This is a genomic window from Peribacillus sp. NPDC055009, assembly GCF_053608705.1.
This window is the reverse complement of the sequence record NZ_JBSGVZ010000002.1, coordinates 292,969-318,068: the sequence shown is the minus strand read 5'-3', so window position 1 is coordinate 318,068 and position 25,100 is coordinate 292,969. Positions and strand designations below refer to the sequence as shown.

The window sequence follows — 25,100 nt, the reverse complement described above, 5'->3', positions numbered from 1 at the left end:
ATTTTCAATCCTTTAATATGATGTCCTTCTGTAAACAGAATCCTAAACAACTATAAAATATCAGCGTAAACATTTTATCTTCGAGAATATTGTAGAAAAGTCCTGCTAATAATGCGGCCAACATCAGGCAGATGGTGAACGCTGCCAAAGTGCCATTTTCCGATTTCAGGATTGTACGGCAGGTGAAAAAGATGAATGCAAGAACCGCAAGAAAGCCCAGCACACCAGTTTGCACCAGAATCTGGATATATTGATTATCGGTATACATCCTTTCACCAATTTGATATTCCCGATAAATTGGTGAGGAAAAGGATAGTGTGGCAGAATCTCCGAAGGTTGCTAACCCTGTACCGATTATCGGGTGATCTTTGAAAATCTCAATTCCCTTGATCAGGACATATAACCGGCCCCACTCTGTACTCTGGTGCAGTGTCTTATCAGAGAACATATCTGAAAAACGATTGGAAAGGGCATGTTCGTGTTCAGTAGAGGGGGTGCTGCCGATTATCACATTTTCCATGGGAATCGATGCGGACACCTCCACTTTACTTGATGCAAATAAAGCTGGGTAATAAATAAGAAGCAGGCCGAGACAAAATGCTCCTACAGCATATTTGAAAAATGGTTTATTTCTGGTCCATATCATAAAGACAAGCGCCGCGAACCCGAATGCAATCATCGTGCCCCGTGAATAGGTAAGCAGTAACGTTCCGGAAAACAGGATGGCAGCAAGAAAGACGATCCATTTATATTTTTTCATCGACTGAAATAGAAAGAAACTAAGGAATAACTGAATGCTTAAGAATAAGGCGAATACATTGGGATTGGCAGGTGCTCCATAAATCCTCATCCGGTTTGTCGGCGAAAGATTCCACATTTCCCATGAGTGTGGAAGCAGGATCGTACGAGAAAAGATTTTCTCCACTATGCCATGCAGGCAAAGTAAGATTGTAAATATTAGCATTACCTTCAAAAAGCGAAAGATATCCTTTCTTTCTAGATTTAATTCACCGATAATGTAAAGAAGCAAGAATGTGATAAGCAATGCACGAAGTTCAAATATGATGGGGAGGATTCCCACTCCGTTCATGAGTGCAGCTGCGGCGCCAATTAAACAAAACAACCAAAATGGCGCAGTAAAATGATATTTCGAAAATTGCCATTCGTTCTTTTTGAATCTTTCAATAAGCAAAGAAATGAATAAGGTGAGGATGATCAGGTCACCTGTATAGGTTAAGCCGCTATTCAGTTCCATAAATAAGGGACGGGCAGGGAAATAAATGAATAGAATTAATAACAGGTTTTTTTTATTTATACCGATAAAAACGAGCATCAACGCCGTTGCCAAGTAACCGGCGATAGGGTGAGGCACTGCAGATGGGACGAGCAGGCACAGTAATAGAATGGGTAACGATTGTTTTTCTAGAAACTTCAATTGATTAACCACCTTTGAATCAAAAATCACGTTCTATGATGTGTATGAAAAAATTTCTTGAATAATACCCCACCCTTTAGATGTATAGTACATATGAAAGGCTGAAGTGAAATGACAGAAAAGTTTGTTGAGATACTATCCATACCATTCATTGATAGCAATATGGATGAATTCATGAATGGAATGATATATCCAAGATTGATGAATCAGGAAAAAACGTTTGTCGTTACGGCAAATCCGGAAATAGTTGAGTATGCAAATGAACATCAGGATTATAAAGACATAATTTTATCTGCTGATTACATCACTCCGGATGGCGTTGGTATTATTATGGCCTCTAAATGGCTAAATCAACCTTTACAAGAGCGGATTACAGGATTCGACTTGATGAATGAATTATTTCGGGTCGCTGATGAAAGAGCGCTCAAGGTATACATGCTTGGAGCGGAGGAAAACGTGATTGAAGCGGCGGCCCTGAAAGTAAAAGAACTATACCCGGGTCTCGAGTTGGTCGGATACAATCATGGTTACATTGATATCAAGGATGATACCCTGCCTAAGTCGATAGCGGAACTTGAACCTGACATCATTTTGACTGCATTGGGGTTCCCTAGGCAGGAAAAATGGGTTTCCAGGCACTATGAGTTATTCAATAAAGGGTTATTCATGGGAGTTGGGGGGAGCTTTGATGTACTTGCGGGTAAGGTGAACCGCGCCCCGGTTTTCTGGCAAAAGATGCGTCTTGAATGGTTGTACCGACTTATCCAGCAACCTTCACGGTGGAAACGGATGCTTGCACTGCCAAGATTCGTATTAAAGGTTAGGCGATTGAGGAAATCGGTGCAGCGTTCCTGAACATAAGGAGTGGACTGGATGAGGATCTTGCATTTAAACGCCGGTAATGAAACCGGCGGCGGTATGTTTCATATAATGTCCTTACTGAACCAATTGAATAAAGAGGAGTGTTTGCTTGGTTTATTTGAAGATGGTGAACTTTACCGGCGGGCCATGTCCTCTGGGATACAAACCGAACTTTTCAGGCAACATTCCAAATATGACCTTTCAATTTTGAAACCTTTAAGGGACTTTATCCGTCAAAATAATATAGACATCATCCATACACATGGTCCGCGGGCGAATATATATGGTGCCTTTATAAAGCGCCTCGTTAAATGCCCTTGGCTTCTTACTGTTCACAGTTCACCCCATCATGACTTTTTGGGGCAGGGTGTAAAAGGAAAATTGTTTACGGGCCTTCATGTAAGGTCATTTCAATATGCCGATCATATACTGGCAGTTTCCGACCGCTTTAAGCAGGACTTGATTGACCAAGGAATCCATTCGTCCAAAATAACAAAGATCCTAAACGGAATTGACTTTGAAAAGGAATTGCCTTTCCCATTTCAAAGAGAAGATTTTGGGTTTGGGAAAGACGATTTCATCGTCATCATGCCTGCAAGGCTTGAGCCGGTGAAAGGTCATGAATTTGCTTTAGAAGCATTAAGCGAAGTTGTATCAGAGTTCCCCCATGTAAAGCTGTTGCTTGCAGGGGACGGGAGCAGGAGATCCGCTTTGGAAGAGATGGTCTCGGAAAAGGGATTATCAGATCACGTGCACTTTTTAGGGTATCGTGAAGATTTAGATCGAATCTACCCGTTGGGGGACATCACATTATTGACTTCCTTAAGCGAAAGTTTTCCACTGGTTTTACTTGAAGGAGCAAGATCGGGTCTTCCGGTAATCACAAGTAATGTCGGCGGTGTAAAGGAATTGATTCCCGATCGGGGCAAGGGCTGGATTACGGATATCGGCAATGTCGAACAGCTGAAATTGGCCATCTGCAATGCTTTAGAATTAAAAAAATCCGGCAACCTGACAAAGATAGGGGCGGATTTACAAAAATTTGCAAAAAACAACTTTTCTATAGAGATTTTAGCCAATAACGTATATAATGTTTATTTGAGGATGAAAAATTAAAATAAGCATTTATATATAGGTTTTCTTATAGATCGTTACGGGTATTAGATTTTTAGTTGAATTGAGGTGGTTTTTGATGTCGTTCCTGATGTTAATAGGGGCCTTGTTGGTATCCTTTTTATTATCCATTTTTTTGACTCCTTTTGTCGGAAAGCTGGCCTTTAAATTAGGAGCTACCGATAAACCGAATGAGCGAAAAGTGCATAGTAAAGTTATGCCGCGCATGGGCGGTTTAGCTATATTTTTGAGTTTTTTCATTACTTTCTTGCTTTTCATGAATGATTTTTGGGAGAAGTTGCCCCTCATGAATGATTTTTGGGAGAAGTTGCCCCTCATGAATGATTTTTGGGAGCATTTGCCCCTTCTGGTGGGAGCCCTTGTCATCATTTTGATCGGGATGGCAGATGATATTTTTGAATTAAGAGCTGCACCCAAATTCCTGGGCCAGGTTTTGGCTGCCCTCATTATCGTATTATGGGGCGGTCTTGAAGTGGAATTCATCAATTTGCCGTTCTTTATAGATACACTTGAATTTGGTGTTTTAAGTATACCGATAACCATTTTGTGGATTGTCAGCATCATTAATGCAATTAACCTAATAGATGGACTGGATGGTCTTGCAGGCGGTGTCTCAACGATCGCATTAGTGACAATTGCAACAATGGCCCTTATTAAAGGGGACCTATTTGTTGCTATGGTAGCATTGATCGTGATTGGAAGCACTCTTGGCTTTTTGAAATATAACTTTCATCCGGCAAAGATTTTCATGGGAGATACAGGCGCATTATTCTTAGGTTACATCATTGCCGTTCTGTCCCTGCAAGGGTTTAAAAACGTTACGATGATTTCATTGATCGTACCGATCATCATTTTGGGTGTGCCCATTTCGGATACATTTTTCGCGATTATCCGCAGGGTCGTCAATAAACAGCCAATTTCGGCTGCTGATAAATCCCATTTACATCACTGTTTGATAAACTTGGGATTCACTCATAAGCAGACTGTATTGCTCATTTACGCTTTAGCTGCTTGCTTTGGCTTAGCGGCAATAATCTTTCAATTTGCAACAGTGTGGGGAGCTTTGATACTTGTAACGGGACTCCTGCTGATCATAGAAATTTTTGTGGAGAAAATTGGTTTGGTCAATTCAAACTATCAGCCGTTGCTCAAGATGCTTAACTTTAAAAACAAACCATGATCATTTTGGAAATAGATTACTAGATTAGCTAAATTCGCTAGTGTATATATGAAAAGCCACCAACCGTTTAATGATACGGCTGGTGGCTTTTTTGCTCCTAACTGGAGGGGGCGCAAAGATAGCAAAAAAGGAAACCCCCACTCATAAAGAGTGGGGGTTTCACTTTATTCTTGTATTTGTGATTGAACTGCTTCAGTTTGAGTGGCTTCAGCTGGTCCCAGGTTCAAGTGAGATTGAAGCAACAGCTTAGTGTTTGCTAATGATGTTTCGTTCAGCTGATAATAATAGGTTCCGCTAATGGTAGAATCCTGACCTTCAAGTTTGATGGTTTCAAGATTAAGGCCTTTATCGGTAGTTACATATTTTATGAAACCTCTCATTTGTGAGAATTGAAGGTTCGTTGTCATATTGTCACCGACAGCTTCCATTACGTCCGTATATTTCGTTAGTGATCCAGCCGAGGTTGCTTTGGCGATGATGGCTTTCAGGACTTCCTGCTGACGCTCACCACGTTGGATATCACTGTCCTTTTTACGTGTCCGTGCAAACGCTAATGCTTCTTCACCATTAACGGTCTGTATTCCTTCTTCAAGGTGGATGGCATTCTTCTTGTCATTTGAATCCATTTCATTCAATTCATAAGGTACGTCGACTTCGATACCGTCCAATGAATTCACGACATCGATGAAAGCATTAAAGTTCATGCGAACATAATAATCGACAGGGATATCGAGTAACTCCTCAACGGTGTCCATCGTCGCTTTTGGTCCGCCGGCAGCATGGGCAGCGTTGATTTTTGTGGTTACGCCTTTGGCTGGTACGTACACATAGGAATCACGGGGAATGCTTAGTAGTTTTATAGATTTCTGATCTTTATTGAAAGTGGCCAGAATTAAAGCATCCGAGCGTGAGTTGCCTTTAAAATCACGTTCCTTACTATCATCGATTCCGATGAAAAGAATGGAGAAATTATCTTCGAGCGGGTCGATTGCTGCACTTCGCTTTGCTGATGCTTCCACAGGGTCATAGGAATCATTGAATACATTCTGGGCTTTCATATACAGCGTTGCAGCATAAGTAGAAGCACCCAGACCAAGTACCAGCAGGGGAACAAGCAATAACCAAAGCCTCTTTCGCCTTTTTTTCTTTGTTTTTTTAATTTTATAAACACGCCTAGTAGTAGACATCTTTTTCTTCTCCTTTTAAATAACGAACATCAGACATATATCGCTATTTTTCGAATCCTGCAGTTTATATTTCGTCATTTATTACACCTAATTTTACAATGATTTAATAATTTCGTAAAATAAATATTTCTTTTCAATTATATTACAGCATAAAAAAGGAAAAATATGCAGGAGTATATCAGGAGAATTCCTCTTCCAAATAAAGCATTTCTTCCTCAGTGATGTGGCCTTGGCCATTTGTCAGCTCTGTAATCCAAGCGGTATATGTCTCTTTTTGTGTTTCCTCGACATATACAAGGATATTGACCTGATCAAGGTACTGAATTTCCTTTATTTGATAAATGGAAGATCGCAATTCGTTTTCCAATTTTCCAAGCCAGGTGTAGTCGACGGTTGTCGAAATGACACGCATTAGTTTTCTAATGACCACACCAGTGGAATTTATTCCTTCTGAAGTCGCTTTGCTGTAAGCGCGAATGAGACCGCCAGCACCAAGTTTGATGCCGCCAAAATACCGTGTGACCACAACTGCGGTGTCTTTCAGATCCTTTTTCTTAAGCACTTCTAGGATAGGGACGCCTGCCGTTCCGCTCGGTTCCCCATCGTCGAGGGCTTTTTGGATTTGATTTTGTTCCCCGATCATATAGGCTGAACAATTATGTGTAGCATCTTTGTGCTTTTTCTTGATTTCCTGGATAAAGGCCTGTGCGGCATCTTCGGTTTCAACCCGGGCGATGTGGGAAATAAAACGCGATTTTTCAATGACGATTTCATGTTCGCCGCGACCTGCCACCGTTAAATATTGAGTGAGCATTACTATTCCACCTTCGTACTTCCTATTAGTTGATTTATTATAAGGCTTTGCGGAAAAAGTGGCAATGACGATTCATTTACATACCGCATGTGTAAAGAAACTTTAATATAAGATAAAGCTGTACGTGTTATAATTAATTTCATTGCCTGTTATTGTTATTAGCTGGTCATATATGCTTAAAAGAATAACATTGTAGGAAAAACATGGGTTCTGTGCCATTATCCTGGCTTTACCTTAACGTGTCCTCTCTTTTCAAGGATTTTGCCATTTAATAAATGCATCTGTTTCATATGATAATCAATGGAGCGGAATATCCCATTTGATTGAAAAGGATAATTTGTATTAGGATAATAGAAATGGCTTTCTGCCTTTAAAAGGCAGACTTAATGGCCGGGAATATGAGATGTATAGTAAATATGTACATTTTATGGAAATCATAAAAGGAAATTAACGTATTTTTAAACTTTTTTTGGTACAATATGTTCATGAAGGTTACTTCATACAAAAGTTTCCTGAAATTTAACCATTCATGAAAAAGGAAAAGAACTTTTTTCCATATACATAGTCTTTAAGACAATAAATTGTTTAAGTCTTTTGGTAAGTGGAGGGATCTTAATGTCCATAAAAAAGGTTGATGCTAAAGCATTGGACAAGATCTTAGAAACAATGGTGAGCACTGTTAGTGAAAGTAAGGACGAAGTCTTTGATATCGGCGAACAATGCCGAAAGGATTTCGAGTCATTATCAAAAGAGCTTGATGATGTGAAAATCAGGGTTGCCATTGTGATAACCGACAGCGATGCACTGGATTCAAAAGCCAGGTTTGCTCGAAAAAGGCTTTCAGAAGTCAGTATGCACTTCAACCATTTTTCTGAAGAACAGGTACGCGATGCTTATGAAAGGGCACATAAGCTACAAGTCGATTTACAAATTAACCGGCAATTGGAGAAAGAGCTCCGTAATCGCCGGGATGAGCTTGAGTTAAGGTTAAGGGGTTTACAGCAGACAATCGATAAAGCGGTGCATCTCGTCTCGCAAATATCGGTAGTACAGAACTATTTGACACAGGATCTTAAATTTGTCGGGGAAGCACTTCAAGAAGCGAAACGCAAACAGGACTTCGGCCTGAAAATAATCGAAGCCCAGGAGCAGGAACGTAAAAAGCTCTCACGTGAAATTCATGATGGGCCGGCGCAAATGCTGGCAAACGTCATGATGCGCTCAGATCTGATAGAACGAGTGCAACGGGAGAGAGGCCCTGATGAAGCGTTAGTTGAAATCCGCAGTTTAAAGGTCATGGTAAGGAATGCTTTATATGAAGTGCGCAGAATCATCTATGACCTTCGTCCTATGGCGCTTGATGATTTAGGACTAGTTCCTACCCTCAGAAAGTACCTGCAAACGACCGAAGACTATAATAATGGCGTGAATCTTAATTTCGTCAATCTTGGGCAGGTCAAAAGGCTTCCTTCCGATATGGAGGTCGCTTTATTCAGGCTGGTTCAAGAGGCAGTACAAAATTCATTGAAGCATGCGGACCCAAAACAGATTCAAGTTAAACTGTCCATTTCCAAGGAGATGGTGACCGTTGTCGTCAAGGATGATGGAAAGGGGTTTGACTCTTCGATTCAAAAAGAAGGTTCATTTGGCTTGGTAGGAATGAGAGAAAGAGTCGAGCTACTGGAAGGTGAAATGACGATAGATTCACAACCAGGGGCAGGCACTTTAGTATTTATACAAATTCCCTACCATATATAAACGATAGAGAATAGACTTTTTAAATAGAAACTAGGAGGAAGAAGCCGTTGAAGACTAGTATCATCATTATCGATGACCATCAGCTTTTCCGTGAAGGCGTAAAGCGCATATTAGATTTTGAATCATCCTTTGATGTTGTTGCCGAGGGTGATGACGGAAGCGAAGCTATGGATCTCGTTGAAACACATAAACCTGATGTTGTTATCATGGATATCAACATGCCGAACATGAATGGGGTCGAAGCGACAAAAATGCTCGTGAACCGTTACCCTGAAACAAAAGTCATCATCCTTTCCATTCATGATGATGAAAACTACGTACAGCACGCATTGAAAACAGGAGCACAAGGCTATCTGTTGAAAGAAATGGACGCGGATGCGTTGATTGATGCTGTGCGAGTAGTAGCTGAAGGCGGATCATACCTTCATCCAAAGGTGACCCATAACTTGGTTAAGGAATATCGCCGATTGGCAGCTGAAGAGGGTGCTGATCGTGATTCCGTACATACAATAGAAATCAGGAGGCCGCTTCACCTATTGACTCGACGCGAATGTGAAGTGCTCCAACTTTTAGCGGATGGTAAAAGCAACCGTGCCATCGGTGAAACTCTTTATATCAGTGAAAAAACAGTCAAGAACCATGTAAGTAACATTCTTCAGAAGATGAATGTGAATGACCGTACACAAGCGGTTGTCCTAGCTATCAAAAACGGCTGGGTAGAAGTGAAGTAATTAAAACGATCGATAAGTCCGGCTCTTCAGATTCCGCAATGCGTGCTGAAGGGCTGGATTTTTTTTGTAGGAAGGATGACTAACTGGATTCATATTTTTGGTAATGGAGAAAGCAATTTAATGCAAAAAAATGCATTTTCAGATAGAATGGTGAGTATGATATGAAGTAAATTTTTATAAGGATGGTACTATTATGAAAACTGCAGTCGTAACAGATAGCACTGCATATATACCTGAGGAAATACGTGATCGTTTACATATACATATGATGCCGCTTAATGTCATTTTTTCCAATGAAGCTTATCGGGAGGAAGTTGATATCACTGCGGATGAGTTTTATGAGGAAGTAAAGAGGCAGGAGAAATTGCCAACCACTTCACAGCCTCCAATAGGGAAGTTTGTCGAGAAGTTCGAGGAGCTGCAAAAAGACTATGATGATGTTATTTCCATTCATTTATCGAGCGGCATCAGCGGAACGTTTCAAGGAGCGGTATCGGCGGGTGAAATGGTCGATGGAATTAAGGTTCATGCCTTTGATTCGGAGATCAGCTGCATGGTACAGGGGTTTTATGTGATCGAGGCGGCAAAGATGGCACTTGATGGTAAAAGTGCAGAAGAAATCATGGCCAGGCTTGAAGAGATGAAGCCATCGGTCAGGGCATACTTCATGGTAGATGACCTTTCCCATCTGCAGCGCGGGGGACGCTTAAGCAGTGCTCAAGCATTGATTGGCAGTTTGCTTCAAGTGAAGCCGGTTCTCCATTTTGTTGATAAGGTCATCGTCCCATTCGAAAAAATCCGTACAAGAAAAAAAGCGATGAAACGGATTGCCGATTTGCTTGGAGAAGACGCGGCGAGCGGCGAGAAATATAAAGCCGTCATCATTCATGCAAAACGGGAAAGTGAAGCTAAAGACTGGAAAGAGGAACTTGAAGCCCGGTTCCCGAATGTCGAGTTCGACATCAGCTACTTCGGTCCAGTAATCGGAACGCATCTGGGCGAAGGCTCGATGGGGATGGGCTGGTATAAAATTTAAGCTATTTAACGCCTTTCCTAAGTGGAAGGTGTTTTTTTTATGAAGCAAAAGGGAATTCGGGAGTAAAAAGCGAATGATAAGGAGGAGCGTGATATATCAAGAAAAGGAGGTTGCAGTTTGGAAAAAATGAGCATTTCCCCGCCATATTCCCCGGAACTTCAGAACCATCTCACCGGAAAACATCTTTTGGCATTCGAAATCCCCTTCTCTCAAGAACTCCTCGCAGAGCACCTCAAGAATGGGTATGTCTCAGAAACTTGCGGCGTGCAATACGGTAACGGCAGTTATCACTGTGTACGCTGCGGTAACAAAGATCAAACTTTGTTTTATACATTCCCTTGCAAGATTTGCGATCAAGATTGCACTTACTGCCGCTCATGCATCATGATGGGACGGGTCAGTGAATGTGCAAAACTATTTAGGTGGACCGGACCCGGCATTCAGTTTCAGATTCCTGACATAGTGATGTGCTGGGAAGGCACTTTATCGGAAGGTCAACAAACTGCCTCCGACCTTGTCGTTGAAGCTGTAAACGGAAAAGGTGAACTCCTGGTATGGGCTGTATGCGGGGCAGGAAAGACGGAGGTCCTATTCCCGGCGATTGAGGCAGCATTGCATGCCGGGAAACGGATTTGTTTGGCAACACCCCGGACCGATGTCGTTCTCGAACTATCCCCTAGGTTAAAAAAAGCCTTTCCTGCCATTGAGGTCGCGACCCTCTATGCCGGCAGTGGCGATCGACATGGATTTTCGCCACTAACCGTTTCCACGACACATCAGCTTTTCCGTTTTATTGAAGCTTTCGATGTCATCATCGTTGATGAAGTCGATGCGTTTCCCTACTCAATTGATGATTCGCTGCATTATGCGGTCAATAAATCAAAAAAGGTTTCTGCGGCAACCATCTACTTGACCGCCACACCTTCGAAACGGATGCAGCGGCTATACCGCAGCGGCAAATTGAAAGCCGTCATAATACCGGCCCGTTATCATCGTCAGCCAATCCCTGTCCCTGAAATGAAGTGGAGCGGCAATTGGCAAAAAATATTTCTTCAAAAAAAGATTCCCCCAGCAATCATCGGATGGGTAAGTGAACGCCTTGAGCAGAACATCCCCTTCCTCTTGTTTTTTCCAAGCATTGAAGTGATGGAGCAGGTCATTCCGCTGTTTCAAATGCTGTCCCCAAAATTATCGATTGTCCACTCCCGGCACCCTGATCGAAAGGAAATAGTAATGGCATTAAGGAATGGCTTGGTTCCAGGATTACTGACCACGACCATACTGGAACGCGGCGTGACTATTGAGCGGTTGGAGGTAGCCGTGATCGGTGCTGAACATGAAGTGTTTTCTGATAGTGCTCTCGTTCAGATTGCTGGAAGGGTAGGGAGGAGTTTTGCTAATCCTGCAGGGACGATCACCTTTTTTCATTACGGTAAAAGTAAAGCGATGGTCGAGGCGGTTCACCATATTCAAATGATGAATAAAGATGCCAAGATAAGGGGGCTGCTCTATGAATAGATGTCTTGTTTGTGATGAAGGAATGAAGCAGGCATTGACATGGAGGAGCTTGCTTAAGCAGGCCGAGGCAAGAGCAGTCTGCGCAAGATGTGAGGGGAAGCTTAATAGGATTACCGGAGAAACATGTACAATGTGTTCAAGGGAGCTTGGTGGGGTTCATATTACCGGTGACCTCTGTCTGGATTGTTCAAGATGGGAAAGGAATAAGGAATGGAGCGGTTATTTGTCGAAGAACATATCGCTATTTCATTATAATGAATACTTAAAAGATATTATTGCTAAATATAAGTACCGTGGGGATTATGCATTAGCTGAGGTTTTCGTCCCTTTTTTGAAAGAAAGGTTAAAGGACATGGAGTTTGACCTGGTAACGGTCATCCCGCTTAGCCATGAACGGCTTACGGAACGTGGATTCAACCAGGTACAGGCCTTGGCAGACCTTCTTGGAATTCATACGGTTGAGATCTTGACAAGAATCCATACGGAAAAACAATCAAAAAAATCACGTCAAGAGAGAATATCATTACCGCAGGTTTTTCAGGTCATGCAGTTAGATTTGCTTGAGCATAAATCAATTTTGATCATCGATGACATTTACACGACAGGCACCACTCTCAGGCATGCAGCAAAGGCATTGATAACGGCTGGGGCCAAAGAAGTATCATCCATCACCCTGGCTAGGTGAAAAAGCTTATTTTAATAAAACATCCTAAAGTATCGCAGGTATTATTCGATATATACAGTACTGAAGAATATCGCTGTGATGGTGAAGGAGGGTCCTCGATGGAAGTATTCAACTGTCCAAGCTGTAATTCGTTATTCGTTATGACTAAATTCCGTGATGTATGCGATGCCTGTTATAAAGAAGAAGAAGACCAATATGATAAAGTGTATGCATATATTCGCAAGAAAATAAATAGAACGGCGTCCATGATGCAGGTGGTTAAGGAAACCGGCGTTGAAGATACGTTAATTATTAAATTTGTGAGAACAGGAAAGCTTAGAATTTCGCAGTTTCCCAATCTAGGAATTCCATGTGAAAAGTGTGGCGCTAACATCAAGAGCGGAAGGCTATGCGGCAAATGCAGCGATTCATTGCGTACGGATTTGCAGGCATTTGAATATGAGGAAAAGCGCCTGACTGAAATTCAAGGAAATGATAAAAAAAATACGTACTACATGAAGGATGATCAAAAAGGATAAATCATGGAAACATGATGCAGTATTTGTTAAAATATTCGATATTGAGAACAAGATTCGACAATGGGTGTCGAAGGAAAGATTACAAGAAACAATTAAAGAAATCCATTCCTTGTCGATAATAACGATAGGGAGAATAACACATTCCAGAGCCATTTCATGTGTTAAGGAATCGAAACATTATGGGATTTATAAAATCGACCGAAGGAGAGGATCTGGAATATGAAAATCAATAACGTCGGTATGACAGGTGTTAACCCTTATAATCTTCAAGCCAATAAAACAGGGAATATCAAGGAATCCAAGGTCAAATCCTCGGATAAAGTTGAAATTTCTTCAGCGGCAAAAGAAATGCAGCAATCGTCACCGATTCTTGCTGCAAGACAAGCAAGAGTGGATGAACTGAAAATCCAAGTTGAAAAAGGAAATTATAAATTGAATGCACAAGCAACGGCTAAGGGTCTCATCGATTTTTACCGGAAATGAATTTTTAATGAAAAAGCTTGAATGAAGAGGACGGAGCCATTTTCCGTCCTTCATTTATGAGTGAGGAGGCAGCAAAATGTCTGCACGGAACATCATCGGATCGCTTGAAAAATTGATCAAGTTTCATAAAAGCTTCAATCAATTGGCGATAAGAAAAACGGCCATTTTGAAAGCAAATGATACAGAGGCAATCACTGCCCTGCTAATTTCAGAACAAAAACATATTAAAGCGATCAGTCAGACGGATAAGGAAAGAGAAAGGGAAGTCGAGGAATTCCTTTCAGCCAATGGAACGGTGGGACAGCCTGCCTCCATCCATACCGTAACGGAACTGACAGGACCTGAAGAAACGGAAATCCTTGAAAGGCTAAAAGCGGAATTGATTGATGAGGTGGCAAAGCTGAAAGAGCGAAACAGTTTAAATCAGCAATTGATCTATCAGTCCCTTCAATTCATCAATGTCTCTTTGGATATTTTGAGGCCGCAGCACCAGAACCTGAATTATGGGGATTCGGTTGGGAAAACGGCGAAAATCGGCATGGGAATGTTTGATTCCAAAGCTTAATAAGCAGAAAAAAGATGGAGGTGTGAGCAAATGATTTCAACCTTTATGGGTCTTGAGACTGCCAAACGCGGATTATCCACCTCTCAAGGGGCCTTGTATACAACAGGAAATAACGTGGCCAATGCCAATACATTAGGATATTCAAGACAGCGGGTCAACCTGGTCCAGACGTCTGGCTTTCCTACTGTCGGTTTGAACAGCCCGCGCGTTGCCGGCCAAATCGGGACAGGGGTGGCTGCTGAAACGGTTCAGCGGATCCGGGACAGTTTCCTGGACGCACAATACAGGACACAAAGTAATAAAATCGGTTATTACGGGGCCATGAGCGAATCCCTGACGAAAATGGAAGGCGTCATGAACGAGCCGACCGACAGTGGATTAGCCGCCACGATGGAGAAGTTCTGGAATTCGCTGCAGGGGCTGACGGCGAATACGGAAAACTCCGGGGCGCGTGAGGTCGTTGCCTCGACGGGCGTCATGGTCGCGGATACCCTAAACTACTACTATAACTCGCTAACGAATGTTCAAACGGATATTGGAAATCAGGTAAGCGTCAAAGCGAACGAAATCAATACGCTAATCAGCAGTATTGATCAGCTTAACCAACAGATCAGCAAAGTGGAGCCGCATGGATATATCCCCAATGACCTTTATGATAAACGTGATGTACTCGTAGACAATCTCTCACAGCTTGTCAGCATTAAAGTGAATAACGTCATTCCGACGGATTACGGCAGAGCAAGCGATGTGGCCACAGGGCTATACAATATCGAATTGATGAAAGAAGACGGTTCGTCTTTTGTGCCGCCCATCAATCTAGTCAGTGTTAACCAAACCGGGATGGTGGGAACTTCGAAAGTTGAAGTTAGCCATGATAAAACGACAGGTATGGTGGATGGATTGAAGTTTGGTTCGAAAACATTGACGGATTACAATTTCTCGGGAGAACTATCCGGTCTGATCAAAAGCTTTGGCTATAAGAAGGCTGATGGCACGATCGCCGGCGCTTATCCTGATATGCTGAAAAAGCTCGATAATATGACGGCTGCTTTCGTGAATGAATTCAATGCCATCCATAAACAAGGCTATGCCCTGGGTGATGACAGCACTTCCACATTGAACTTCTTTGAAATCGAACCGGGTAAGAGTGCCGCCCAAAGCATCAAGGTGAATGGTGAAATCGTTAAGGATCCCACAAAAATTGCCGCAGGCGGTAAAAGTGGAGGGGCATCCGGTGATAATGAAAACGCCAAACTCCTGGCTGACCTTAAAAAGAAGGCGTTCAGTGAGTACTCGACTAAAGACCAAAACTCCGACGAATTGACGGGTAGCTTCGACACCTATTATTCCGGTATCATCGGAAAGCTTGGTGTGGATTCCCAAAGCGCCCAAAAGAACCTTTCCAACTCTGTCGTGCTTGCTGCCTCAGTCAATCAAAATAGGGAGTCTGTCAGTTCCGTATCCCTTGATGAAGAAATGACTGACATGATCAAATTCCAGCAGGCATACAACGCATCCGCAAGAATGATGACGATGATGGATGAAATGCTCGATAAAATCATAAACGGAATGGGTACAGTTGGCCGATGATAGGAGGAGACGAATATGCGGGTAACGCAATCGATGCTAACCAATAATATGCTGAGCAATTTAAGCAGCAGTTACGAAAAGATGTCCAGGCTGCAAGAGCAGGTTTCCTCTCAAAAGAAGTTCTCCAAGCCTTCCGATAACCCTGTTGCGGCCATGATGGGAATGGGGTACAGGACAAACCTCAATCAAATAGGGCAGTATCAAAGTAACATTGCCGAGGCGACCAATTGGATCGACAGCACGGATGATGCCATTACTGAAAGTGTTTCCGCCCTGCAGCGGATTCGTGAATTAACCGTTCAAGGCAGCAATGGCACGTATGAAGGGGAGCAACTTAAAACAATTACTGAAGAAATTAAACAATTAAAAGAACATCTCATAACTCTAGGCGACACACAGATTGGCGGGAAGTATATCTTTAACGGCCAGGATACGAATGTGAGACCGTCGTCCGTTAAAGATGGGAATGGAAATACCGTGTATGGCACAGGGGACATAAACCTTGAAGTTTTTTCGGGGATTTCCCTTAAAATCAATACGGACGGTTCCAAGATTTTTGGTGATGCACTAGCTGCCGGCGGAAGCATCGACCAGACAATCGAGGCACTCGAAAACGGCGGGGACGTGAGCGACACACTGGAAGGACTTGACGCAACGATAAATACTTTCTTAGGCATGCAGGCACAGGTTGGCGCAAGGCAGAATCGGATTGAGCTGATGACGGACCGTCTCAAGCAGCAGGAGGTTTTTGCCACTGAAATCCTTTCGAAAAATGAGGATGTCGATATCGAAAAGGCGATCATGGATTTGACGACCCAGGAAAGTGTCCATAGTGCTGCTTTAAGCATCGGAGCAAAGATCATGCAGCCGAGTTTATTGGATTTTCTTCGCTAAGCTATTCTTAAATGGATAGCTTTTTTCTATAAGGAGTGTTGATAATGCAGATTCCGCAAATTAGATTGCAAACCACCCCAATGAAGATTGGAGTGAATATAGAACAGCCTGTACAGCAGATCGAACAGAAGGCTGCGGTCCAATCAATCAAACAGCCGCAAGCGATCCTCGAGATTCAAATGACCCCAGGCAAGCTGACGATCGATCAGTCACAAGCAAGGGAAGACATGGATTTGAAAAGCCTTTCAGTAAGAGTCGATGAATTTGCGGAGCAGGGATATCAGGATTGGCTGGCGGGTATGGCAAGACGTGCCCAGCAGGGAACTGAGCTGAGGCATATTGAAAAAGGGGGTAATCCACTCGCTGAACAGGCTAGGCAAAACAGCAAAGGCCCTGAGAAGCAGTTCAATCTCGGCTGGATTCCCTCTCCATTCAGCGTAAAGCTTGACTACCAGCCAGCAGAAGTGAAGGTTGAAGCAACCGCCCAAAAACCGATCATTGATGCTCAAATCAATAGGGTTAACCATACATACACACCAGGTAGTGTGAATGTCGAAATTCTACAAAAAAATGCGCTGGATATAGATTTCATCAATTTAAATCCGGATGAGATAAGGTAGTGAAAACATAGATGATTCTACAAACAAAATTTCATGGCGAACTCGAATTGGCAGAGAAAGAGATTTATGTATTTGAAAGCGGGATACCAGGATTTTTAGAAGAAAAAGAGTTTTGCTTGCTAGCTTTGGATGACACGCCCTTTTTCGTCCTGCAATCGATAGAAACAAAAGAGCTTGCCTTCATTGTGACGAATCCATTTGAGGTGTTTCCTGATTACGAAGTGAAGCTTACGGATGAGGTGTTATCTTCTTTACAAATAGAAACGGAACTGGAAGTCATTACTTTCGTCATTTTAACGATTCAAGACCCTTTCAATGAAACGACGGCGAATCTCCAGGCCCCAATCATCATAAACGGCCCAAAAAAAGTCGGAAAGCAATTCATCATGAATGCTAGTGAATACCGTACAAAGCACAAACTGTTTGAACCTCCAGCGGAACAGGGGGGGAAAGGATGCTCGTTTTGACCAGAAAACCAAATGAAGCGATCATGATTGGGGATGATATCGAAATTACGATCCTGTCCGTCGAGGGGGAACAGATCAAACTGGGGATCAATGCCCCTAAAAACGTCGATATCCATAGGAAGGAAATCTACCTGTCCATTCAGCAGGAAAATAGAAAAGCCTCTAAAACAGAAACTATTTTTCTGGAAGGTATAAATGAGTATTTCAAGAAAAAATCGTAAAATCCGCTAAATATGTTTCCATGCAGGTCGATATTAAGTATACAACGATGGGCAGTGAAATAGGCGGCCGACTTAGTCACTGCCCATCGTAAACAACCACATGGACGTGGGGACTTAAGACTCAAGGAGGAAACAAAAATGATTATCAATCACAATATCTCAGCTCTAAACACGCACCGTCAATTATCAAGTGCAACGAATGCACAATCAAAATCAATGGAGAAACTAGCATCGGGCATGCGCATCAACCGTGCAGGCGATGACGCAGCCGGTCTAGCAATCTCTGAAAAAATGCGTGGACAAATCCGCGGATTGGACCAAGCTTCCCGTAACTCACAGGATGCCATCTCATTGATCCAAACTGCTGAAGGTGCATTAAACGAAACGACTGACATTCTTCAACGTATGCGTGAACTTGCTACACAAGCATCAACGGATACTAATACAACTAGTGACCGTGGAGAAATACAAAAGGAAATGGATTCATTAACATCTGAAATCAACCGTATCGGTAATACTACTGAATTCAATACTCAGAAACTATTGAATGGTTCTAAGGATTCTGATACAAAACTTTCTACTGCTAGCTTGACTGGTTCAGGGGCGGCAGGTGCTGTTACAACTGGCGGTACATTAAGTCTTAAAATCGATGGGAAAGATGTCGATGTTACAATCGGAGATGGTGATGCAGCTGCTGATATAGTGACTGCTATTAATACTGCAGCAAATACTGCACTTGGAACAACTGGTGAAGAGTATGCGTCCCTTGATGGTGATGGTGCTTTAAAGCTTGATACCTTAACTGCTGGCGCTAAAGGTTCCGTTGAAATAGTTGGTGCATCTGCTGGTACTGCTTTAGCTGATTTAAAAATAAGTAGTTCTTCTTCTACGGGTACTGATGCTGGCGCAGGTCTTCAATTCCAAATCGGTGCAAATGAAAACCAAAGTCTGACACTTGAAATCGATGACATGCGTGCTAGTAATCTAGGATTAACTGGTATTGGTGATGGATTCACTGCAACTACAAATGTAAGCAATGGTACAGATTCTAAAGGCGTTGAATCCGGTCTGGATGTTTCTAATGCTAAAAATGCATCTGCAGCAATCACAGTTATTCAATCTGCAATTGACACTGTATCAGCTGAACGTTCTAAACTAGGTGCTAACCAAAACCGATTAGAGCATACGATCAACAACTTAGGTACTTCTTCTGAAAACCTGACTGCTGCTGAATCACGTGTTCGTGATACAGATATGGCTAAAACAATGATGGAGCAAACTAAAAACTCTATCTTGGCGCAAGCATCTCAAGCAATGCTAGCTCAAGCCAACCAGCAACCGCAGGGCGTTCTTCAGTTACTTCGTTAATTGAATAGTTAGCTTAACAATAAGGGACTGACACTTTGTGTTAGTCTCTTTTTTTTTGTACTGATTGAAGTGTTAAGTAACACTGCGATGTAGAAAAAAAGAGAATACTGCCCCTTAATAAGAAAGGGATCATTCGTTTATGTCACCAAGGAATCTTATGGCTACAATCCTAATAGAGTATGATGGTACTGCAAAATACATAGATGAAGATGTCAGTAATGTGTATGGTGGAATGACTGGTTAATACAGCTATCAATCACAAGCCGGATGGGATATATCGATTCCTAGTATGTTCGTTGATTCATTTGAATAAAAAGAGAAGTCCTATAATTAAATAGTCAGTCATATTTTTTTCCAAAAGTAGAAGTGATTATCACCTCAGTTTTAACTTAGGTAAAAATAGCAATCTAACTGTTAAAACAAAGTTGATTGGAACGGAAGGTGCGAGACTCCTGCGGGAATACGCGTCCAAGGGAGACCCCGCAGGCGCAATGGCGCCGAGGAGGCTCCCGGACCGCCCGCGGAAAGCGAGTGCCTGGAGTGGAAGTCAACGGTCACAGTATAAAATCCTCAAAACGTGTGGGCAATTGGGGTTCCATCTTAGATTTCATAATTTTAAAACCAAAAAACTGTAGACTCCAGATATTTTTCTGGAGTTTTTTAGTAGAATCTCTTTAATAGCAAAGGGTCATTAATGAATGTCTGCAGGTGCAACCAAGATCTAAGAGTGACTAAATATAAAATCTTAATTACCGATATAAAAAGTAAAGATATCATATTGGGGGCTATTTAGATGCTGGAGAGTTTGTCCACAAATATCCTTTCCTCACAACTTAGAACAGCAATCTCGGAAGGAATCAGTTCATTTTATCAGCGGGAAATGAATACGCTAGCCTATTCGGAGCAAAGTGTGGAATCTACTGATATGCCATCAAAAGAAAAGGTGCAGGAAATGGTGGATAGTTTGAACACCTTCCTGAATCCGACACATACGGCGGTTCGTTTTGAATATCATGAGAAGCTGAATGAGTACTATGTCAAGGTAGTGGATGATGTAACGGATGAGACGATCAGGGAAATTCCCCCGAAGAAGTTATTGGACTTCTATGCGGCAATGACGGAGTTTGTCGGCATAATGGTGGATGAAAAAATATAAGCGGGTGATCAATTTTGGTACGAATCAGTGGTTTAGCAAGCGGGATGGACATTGATGAATTAGTTAAGAGCATGATGCAGGCAGAACGGGTGCCATTGGATAAACTGACACAGAAAAAGCAGTATTCCGAGTGGCAGCGCGATGATTACCGTTCGATAAATACAGCTTTATCAGAATTGGATACGCTCATTCGTGATGGAATTGGGAAGCAGTCTTCCTTCATTAAAAAGAAGGTGACGGTATCGAATCCAGATGCTGTATCAGTGAGAAATGTGAATTCGACCAGTGATTTTTCCGGGAATATAAAAGTGAATGGACTTGCCAAGGCAGCAACCATGACAAGTACAGAAAAAACAGCTGTTACCGACCCCAAAAAGAAACTATCGGAATTGGGAATCACGACTCCTCAAGATATTACGATACTGTCCATCAATAAGGATGGCGGTTTTGATACGGAAGTAAAAGATGGCGCAACAGTGGAAAAACCGTACACTCTTACCCTTAATGCGGACGATACGTTAGAAAGTGTAATAAATAAAATTAATGCAAACTCGGGAGTGACTCTATTTTTCGATGAAACGTCCCAGAAGTTTTCCATCACTGCTAAAAATACAGGTGATATAAAAGATCGGCCTGAAATTGAGTTAGGGAGTACCGGAGATTTCTTCAATGTGCTAAAAATGAGCAGTAACAATGAAGGAACTGGCGGCACAATAGGGGAAAATGCATCGATTACTTATAATGGACTGGACATTTCCCGGCCTTCGAATACGTTTCAGATTAATGGAGCGGAAATAACGGTAAAGCAAAAAACGACGGATACAGTCACATTCTCATCAACAGCTGATGTGGATGCCATCCTGGACACGATCACTCAGTTTGTGAATAAATACAATGATGTCATTAAAAAGGTTCAAGATAAAACGGGTGAAGCTAAATATCGCTCCTTTACCCCGCTTACCTCTGAGCAAAAGAAGGCAATGACCGAGGATGAAGTGAAGCTGTGGGAAGAAAAAGCGAAGAGCGGAACGTTAAAAAGCGATTCGACGTTAAAAAGCCTCCTGATCACAATGAGGTCATCCCTATACACCTCGGTGGATGGGATCACAGGAAAAAACAATCTCAGCAGTTTGGGGATCACCACCACCAAAAATTATTTGGAGGGCGGTAAATTAACGATTGATGAGGACAAGCTCCGGGCAGCCATTAGTGAGGATCCGAATGCGATTTATGATATGTTCATGGCCAATGGGCCAGAAAAGAGCGACAAAGGCCTCGCGCGCCGGTTAAGGGATGATATAGAATCATCAATGAAGGCGATTACTGAAAAAGCCGGAAAGGCCGGATTTGTTAATAACAATTTTACAATCGGAAAATTGGTTGATGGGCTGAATAAGAAGATTTCAACATTTGAGGCAAAGCTAACGAAATTGGAATCGCGCTATTACAACCAGTTCACGGCGATGGAAAAAGCGATTCAAAAGGCAAACAGCCAAAGTGCATCGTTAGCTTCTTATTTTAGTTAAGGTAAGTCGGAAAGGAAGTTAAATATGGCAATAAATAATCCTTATCAATCGTATCAGCAAAATTCAGTCAACACAGCATCCCCGGGAGAGCTTACATTAATGCTTTATAATGGCTGTTTGAAGTTCATCATGCTTGGGAAGAAGGCCATTGAAGCAGGAAATATCGAAGCGAAGAATACGAACATCATCAAGGCGCAAAATATCATCCGCGAATTGATGGTGACGCTGAATATGGATGCGGATGTATCCAAAGCTATGATGAGTCTATATGATTTCATGAACCGGCGTCTGATAGAAGCGAATATGAAAAATGATGTTTCTACCTTGGAAGAAGTGGAGGGCCTTGTTACTGAGTTCCGGAATACTTGGAAGGAAGTAATTCAAATCAATCGGAAAAAACAATTTACCCAAAGCGGTCAAGTGTAATGGTGATTAGGACCTTTCATGATTTGACTGTTGAATTACTTGCCGTTCTGGAAAATCACACGATTACAGAGCGTGATGATAAAATAGAAAGGATCACAAAGCTGATCGATCAGCGAGATGGACTTCTTTCTCGAATCAAACCGCCTTTTACTGCAGAAGAGCAGCAGCTGGGACGTGCAGCACTGTTGCTCAACCAAAAGGTCGATCACTTGCTGAAGCTCCAAAAGCAGGAGATAAAGCGGGATATCCAGGAAATAAACAAGAAGAAACGATCATCTAATAAATACACGAACCCGTATGAAAGTCTATCAGTGGATGGTGTGTTCTATGATAAAAGAAATTGATTATACGACCGTTTGGATTCCAAAAGGTTTTTATGTTAATTATTTTTAAATTTTCTGTAAATAAAATAGGCTTAATTTTTTCTTTATAGCATAGCATTTGATATAATGAAGCTAGGGCAGACATCAACCCCTTTCCAAACCTTCCGACAATTGTTTCATTATTTCGACATATTTCATGATGTGTTTCTAAAAGGAACCGGAGGGGTATTGTAGAATCTAACTGTATAGTCTTAATTTAAGGAGGACTCACTTTATGAATTACAACGTACGCGGTGAAAACATTGAGGTAACTCCAGCAATTCGAGAATACGTCGAAAAGAAAATTGGCAAGTTAGAACGATATTTTAACAATACACCAGATGCAAATGTGTTAGTGAATTTAAAAGTGAACAATAATACATCAAAGGTCGAAGTGACGATTCCCATGCAGAATTTGGTTCTTCGTGCTGAAGAGGAAAATGCGGATATGTATGCTGCCATTGACTTGATCAATGATAAGCTTGAACGCCAAATTCGTAAACATAAAACGAAGGTCAATCGTAAGTTCCGGAACAATCTATCAGCTGCACCAGATGCATTCGCCTTCAATATGGAAGTTGACGAAGTGGTGGATGAATTCGAAGACGATAATGATATTGAAGTGGTCCGCAATAAGCGCTTTGATTTAAAGCCGATGGACAGTGAAGAAGCGATTCTACAAATGAATATGCTTGGTCACAGTTTCTTCGTTTACACGAATGCGGATACTAATACAACGAACGTAGTGTACCGCCGAAAAGATGGACGCTATGGATTGATTGAACCTAGTTAATTATTATTCTAAGATCAAAAGCACAGCCCAGCCTTTGGGTTGTGCTTTTTTAATGCCTGTTGATAGAATTCGTTTGAAAAGGAAAAGAATGATTGCTTCTTTTGTTCTCTATAAAATACAAATCAACGAAAAATCCTTTTGAAGAACAATTATTGTTCTTTATTAAGATAAATAGTCAGTTTTACCTATTTAATAACCCCCTTCTTTTGCACTATACTCAAATTGTAAGTTCTTTAAAAAGAACGGCTGATTTTTTATATAAAACAATTTGATCAAGGTGCAGAGGGGTTGGATTACTTGTATCGAAAGAATTGCCATACTTGCCATAGGGCTTCTTTTAGCAGTGCGGAATATGGAAAGTGGCTTTGCCCGACCTGCGGTGAGGATTTAACTGCGCAAAAAGCCTTGGATGCACTTACAATGGAGAGAATCAATACAAAGCAACGAAATATTAAGAAGAGCAATATTCACTATTATACAAAAAAACGAAAATGAATTAGTCTATGATAAATTACCTGCACTATGAATTTTCTTAATTTTGTAATAATTTGTCGGATAAAAGTTTTTGCATTTAGGTAGATTACCGACATAAAATAGCAATATATGGAGTGGGTATCCGTTATAATATGATTATAAGTAATGTATTTGGTAATAAATACCACGACAAAGGCAAACTTATTGAAAGATGAGGGCGCAAAGGCACAGGTCTAAGGTCCTCGAGACTATGATGGCTGGTCTGCCTGAAATACAAGGAGTATTTTAGGAGGTAGAAGAGGTGGCTAATGTGGAAGTGGATCAAGAATGGGTGAAATTGATTTCAGAAGCAAGGAGCTTGGGTTTCAAAAAGGAGGAAATCAGTGCTTTTTTGAAACGGGAAAGCCTTGAGGTAACATTAGAGGAGAACAATGGAAAATAGCTTACGAAAAAGTTCGAGAACATCCCTATAAACAGTAATTCGATTCATTAGCTGTTTATAGGGTTTATTCTTCCTTGAGATTCTACAAGTCTAGCTTATTCAAACTGTATTCTTCAGGATTATGTAGGTAAACTAGTGTACTACCACTCTACTCTTCTTTATCTTTTCTCCATTTATTAAACTCGATGAATTCCCTGAATTGTTGTTTTGAGACACCCGAATTCATGGCTTCCTCAACGATTTTCATCCAGTCAGTGTCCAAGGTTTCCTTATTTGGTGCATCATAAAGCAGGGCATCAACAGGAATGTTTAGTACGGCGGAGATTTTTTCAAGAAATTGAATAGAAGGATTCGTTTGTAAGTTCCGCTCGAGCGAACTTAAATAAGACTTTGCCACACCCGCTTTATCGGCAAGTTCAGTCATCGACATTTTCTTTTCTTCTCGCAGTTTTTTTACACGTTCACCAATCATCAATACCACCTCGAAACATGTTCTATTTATCTTCCGCTAATAAGTGTCAGTAGCCAATCTTATCATTCAAAACAAGACGACTGTAAGGTTGGATTACCTTGACATGCTATCGCTAGAGAGGACACACAGCATCTAGTGATGGAAGGTTATGGATAATTCTCATTTGCATATGGAATAGTGGGGAGTTAGCAACATATTTTTTATACTTCCTTCTATTTTAACAGTTTTACTCCTCATTTATCCATTGTTTTTCGCAAGAATTGAATTCAGGTCTATACCAGGGAAGTGACATGAAGTTGTACCTCTATGATAGAAGTGGTAAAATTAAGCGTGCATTAGTAATAATAGAAGTGTGTTTCTTCTTACTTATATGAATTTTGTCAT

General features: G+C 41.6%; 28 protein-coding genes and 1 riboswitch. Of the genes, 24 read left to right on the top strand and 4 right to left on the bottom strand.

Features of this window, described 5'->3' with window-relative positions; all coding sequences use genetic code 11:
- Positions 1 to 4: 4 nt before the first annotated feature.
- Positions 5 to 1,435, bottom strand: a complete 1,431-nt coding sequence (locus ACWF5P_RS05355; RefSeq protein WP_434168116.1) for an O-antigen ligase family protein — start codon at positions 1,433 to 1,435, stop codon at positions 5 to 7.
- A gap of 111 nt (positions 1,436 to 1,546) precedes the next feature.
- Between ACWF5P_RS05355 and ACWF5P_RS05350 the strand changes: the two genes are divergently transcribed.
- The 3 genes from ACWF5P_RS05350 to ACWF5P_RS05340 all read left to right on the top strand — a co-directional run bounded on the left by ACWF5P_RS05350 (position 1,547) and on the right by ACWF5P_RS05340 (position 4,610).
- Complete coding sequence (locus ACWF5P_RS05350) at positions 1,547 to 2,290, top strand: WecB/TagA/CpsF family glycosyltransferase (RefSeq protein WP_434168115.1); 744 nt, start codon at positions 1,547 to 1,549, stop codon at positions 2,288 to 2,290.
- Positions 2,291 to 2,308: 18 nt separating this feature from the next.
- A complete protein-coding gene (locus ACWF5P_RS05345; protein WP_230176141.1) occupies positions 2,309 to 3,412 on the top strand; it encodes a glycosyltransferase family 4 protein in 1,104 nt (367 codons plus the stop codon).
- Positions 3,413 to 3,500: 88 nt separating this feature from the next.
- Complete coding sequence (locus ACWF5P_RS05340) at positions 3,501 to 4,610, top strand: glycosyltransferase family 4 protein (RefSeq protein ID WP_452444717.1); 1,110 nt, start codon at positions 3,501 to 3,503, stop codon at positions 4,608 to 4,610.
- Between the two features lie 164 nt (positions 4,611 to 4,774).
- Here ACWF5P_RS05340 and ACWF5P_RS05335 read toward each other — a convergent pair whose 3' ends face one another.
- On the bottom strand, positions 4,775 to 5,797 hold the full coding sequence (locus tag ACWF5P_RS05335) for an LCP family protein (protein ID WP_101223773.1): 1,023 nt from the start codon (positions 5,795 to 5,797) through the stop codon (positions 4,775 to 4,777).
- Between the two features lie 178 nt (positions 5,798 to 5,975).
- Positions 5,976 to 6,611, bottom strand: a complete 636-nt coding sequence (locus tag ACWF5P_RS05330; protein WP_402943445.1) for a YigZ family protein — start codon at positions 6,609 to 6,611, stop codon at positions 5,976 to 5,978.
- A gap of 615 nt (positions 6,612 to 7,226) precedes the next feature.
- On the opposite strand from ACWF5P_RS05330, the gene ACWF5P_RS05325 reads away from it, so the two are divergent.
- The 21 genes from ACWF5P_RS05325 to ACWF5P_RS05225 all read left to right on the top strand — a co-directional run bounded on the left by ACWF5P_RS05325 (position 7,227) and on the right by ACWF5P_RS05225 (position 24,244).
- On the top strand, positions 7,227 to 8,369 hold the full coding sequence (locus tag ACWF5P_RS05325) for a sensor histidine kinase (protein ID WP_101223771.1): 1,143 nt from the start codon (positions 7,227 to 7,229) through the stop codon (positions 8,367 to 8,369).
- A 47-nt stretch (positions 8,370 to 8,416) separates the two neighbouring features.
- The gene (locus ACWF5P_RS05320; protein WP_101223770.1) at positions 8,417 to 9,100 is read left to right on the top strand and encodes a response regulator; all 684 of its coding nucleotides are present in this window, start codon (positions 8,417 to 8,419) and stop codon (positions 9,098 to 9,100) included.
- A 193-nt stretch (positions 9,101 to 9,293) separates the two neighbouring features.
- Positions 9,294 to 10,136, top strand: a complete 843-nt coding sequence (locus ACWF5P_RS05315; protein ID WP_452444685.1) for a DegV family protein — start codon at positions 9,294 to 9,296, stop codon at positions 10,134 to 10,136.
- A 126-nt stretch (positions 10,137 to 10,262) separates the two neighbouring features.
- Positions 10,263 to 11,654 carry a DEAD/DEAH box helicase gene (locus ACWF5P_RS05310; protein WP_452444716.1) on the top strand — a complete coding sequence of 464 codons (1,392 nt, stop codon included), beginning with the start codon at positions 10,263 to 10,265 and terminating at the stop codon, positions 11,652 to 11,654.
- The gene (locus ACWF5P_RS05305; RefSeq protein WP_452444684.1) at positions 11,647 to 12,339 is read left to right on the top strand and encodes a phosphoribosyltransferase family protein; all 693 of its coding nucleotides are present in this window, start codon (positions 11,647 to 11,649) and stop codon (positions 12,337 to 12,339) included. Before ACWF5P_RS05310 ends, ACWF5P_RS05305 begins: the two co-directional genes overlap by 8 nt.
- Before the next feature lie 98 nt (positions 12,340 to 12,437).
- Positions 12,438 to 12,857, top strand: a complete 420-nt coding sequence (locus ACWF5P_RS05300) for a TIGR03826 family flagellar region protein (protein ID WP_230176145.1) — start codon at positions 12,438 to 12,440, stop codon at positions 12,855 to 12,857.
- A gap of 219 nt (positions 12,858 to 13,076) precedes the next feature.
- Complete coding sequence (gene flgM, locus ACWF5P_RS05295) at positions 13,077 to 13,340, top strand: flagellar biosynthesis anti-sigma factor FlgM (RefSeq protein WP_230176146.1); 264 nt, start codon at positions 13,077 to 13,079, stop codon at positions 13,338 to 13,340.
- 76 nt (positions 13,341 to 13,416) lie between these two features.
- Positions 13,417 to 13,905 carry a flagellar protein FlgN gene (locus ACWF5P_RS05290; RefSeq protein ID WP_452444683.1) on the top strand — a complete coding sequence of 163 codons (489 nt, stop codon included), beginning with the start codon at positions 13,417 to 13,419 and terminating at the stop codon, positions 13,903 to 13,905.
- A gap of 30 nt (positions 13,906 to 13,935) precedes the next feature.
- The gene (gene flgK / locus ACWF5P_RS05285) at positions 13,936 to 15,495 is read left to right on the top strand and encodes a flagellar hook-associated protein FlgK (RefSeq protein ID WP_452444682.1); all 1,560 of its coding nucleotides are present in this window, start codon (positions 13,936 to 13,938) and stop codon (positions 15,493 to 15,495) included.
- Between the two features lie 15 nt (positions 15,496 to 15,510).
- On the top strand, positions 15,511 to 16,389 hold the full coding sequence (gene flgL, locus ACWF5P_RS05280) for a flagellar hook-associated protein FlgL (RefSeq protein ID WP_452444681.1): 879 nt from the start codon (positions 15,511 to 15,513) through the stop codon (positions 16,387 to 16,389).
- 44 nt (positions 16,390 to 16,433) lie between these two features.
- Entirely contained in the window at positions 16,434 to 17,009 is a 576-nt protein-coding gene (locus tag ACWF5P_RS05275) for a DUF6470 family protein (protein ID WP_101223761.1), read from the top strand.
- Positions 17,010 to 17,020: 11 nt separating this feature from the next.
- A complete protein-coding gene (fliW, locus tag ACWF5P_RS05270; protein WP_452444680.1) occupies positions 17,021 to 17,476 on the top strand; it encodes a flagellar assembly protein FliW in 456 nt (151 codons plus the stop codon).
- The gene (gene csrA, locus ACWF5P_RS05265; RefSeq protein WP_260358761.1) at positions 17,464 to 17,697 is read left to right on the top strand and encodes a carbon storage regulator CsrA; all 234 of its coding nucleotides are present in this window, start codon (positions 17,464 to 17,466) and stop codon (positions 17,695 to 17,697) included. Before fliW ends, csrA begins: the two co-directional genes overlap by 13 nt.
- 138 nt (positions 17,698 to 17,835) lie before the next feature.
- Positions 17,836 to 19,065, top strand: coding sequence for a flagellin N-terminal helical domain-containing protein (locus ACWF5P_RS05260; protein WP_452444679.1), 1,230 nt, complete (start codon positions 17,836 to 17,838; stop codon positions 19,063 to 19,065).
- 793 nt (positions 19,066 to 19,858) lie between these two features.
- Positions 19,859 to 20,221, top strand: a complete 363-nt coding sequence (flaG, locus tag ACWF5P_RS05255; protein ID WP_452444678.1) for a flagellar protein FlaG — start codon at positions 19,859 to 19,861, stop codon at positions 20,219 to 20,221.
- A gap of 14 nt (positions 20,222 to 20,235) precedes the next feature.
- Entirely contained in the window at positions 20,236 to 21,747 is a 1,512-nt protein-coding gene (locus ACWF5P_RS05250; protein WP_452444677.1) for a flagellar hook-associated protein 2, read from the top strand.
- Between the two features lie 24 nt (positions 21,748 to 21,771).
- Positions 21,772 to 22,173, top strand: coding sequence for a flagellar export chaperone FliS (gene fliS, locus ACWF5P_RS05245; RefSeq protein WP_452444676.1), 402 nt, complete (start codon positions 21,772 to 21,774; stop codon positions 22,171 to 22,173).
- Positions 22,173 to 22,517: a flagellar protein FliT gene (locus ACWF5P_RS05240; RefSeq protein WP_230176151.1), complete on the top strand. Its 345-nt coding sequence runs from the start codon at positions 22,173 to 22,175 to the stop codon at positions 22,515 to 22,517. Before fliS ends, ACWF5P_RS05240 begins: the two co-directional genes overlap by 1 nt.
- A gap of 253 nt (positions 22,518 to 22,770) precedes the next feature.
- The gene (hpf, locus tag ACWF5P_RS05235) at positions 22,771 to 23,328 is read left to right on the top strand and encodes a ribosome hibernation-promoting factor, HPF/YfiA family (RefSeq protein WP_137016562.1); all 558 of its coding nucleotides are present in this window, start codon (positions 22,771 to 22,773) and stop codon (positions 23,326 to 23,328) included.
- Between the two features lie 297 nt (positions 23,329 to 23,625).
- Positions 23,626 to 23,823: a hypothetical protein gene (locus ACWF5P_RS05230; protein ID WP_157831063.1), complete on the top strand. Its 198-nt coding sequence runs from the start codon at positions 23,626 to 23,628 to the stop codon at positions 23,821 to 23,823.
- A gap of 163 nt (positions 23,824 to 23,986) precedes the next feature.
- A riboswitch (cyclic di-GMP riboswitch) is annotated at positions 23,987 to 24,072 on the top strand.
- A 31-nt stretch (positions 24,073 to 24,103) separates the two neighbouring features.
- The gene (locus ACWF5P_RS05225) at positions 24,104 to 24,244 is read left to right on the top strand and encodes an anti-repressor SinI family protein (RefSeq protein ID WP_452444675.1); all 141 of its coding nucleotides are present in this window, start codon (positions 24,104 to 24,106) and stop codon (positions 24,242 to 24,244) included.
- Positions 24,245 to 24,392: 148 nt separating this feature from the next.
- On the opposite strand, the gene ACWF5P_RS05220 is transcribed toward ACWF5P_RS05225, so the two are convergent.
- Positions 24,393 to 24,716 (bottom strand): helix-turn-helix domain-containing protein, encoded by a 324-nt coding sequence (locus ACWF5P_RS05220; RefSeq protein ID WP_063233922.1) that lies wholly within the window; start codon positions 24,714 to 24,716, stop codon positions 24,393 to 24,395.
- Positions 24,717 to 25,100 lie beyond the last annotated feature (384 nt).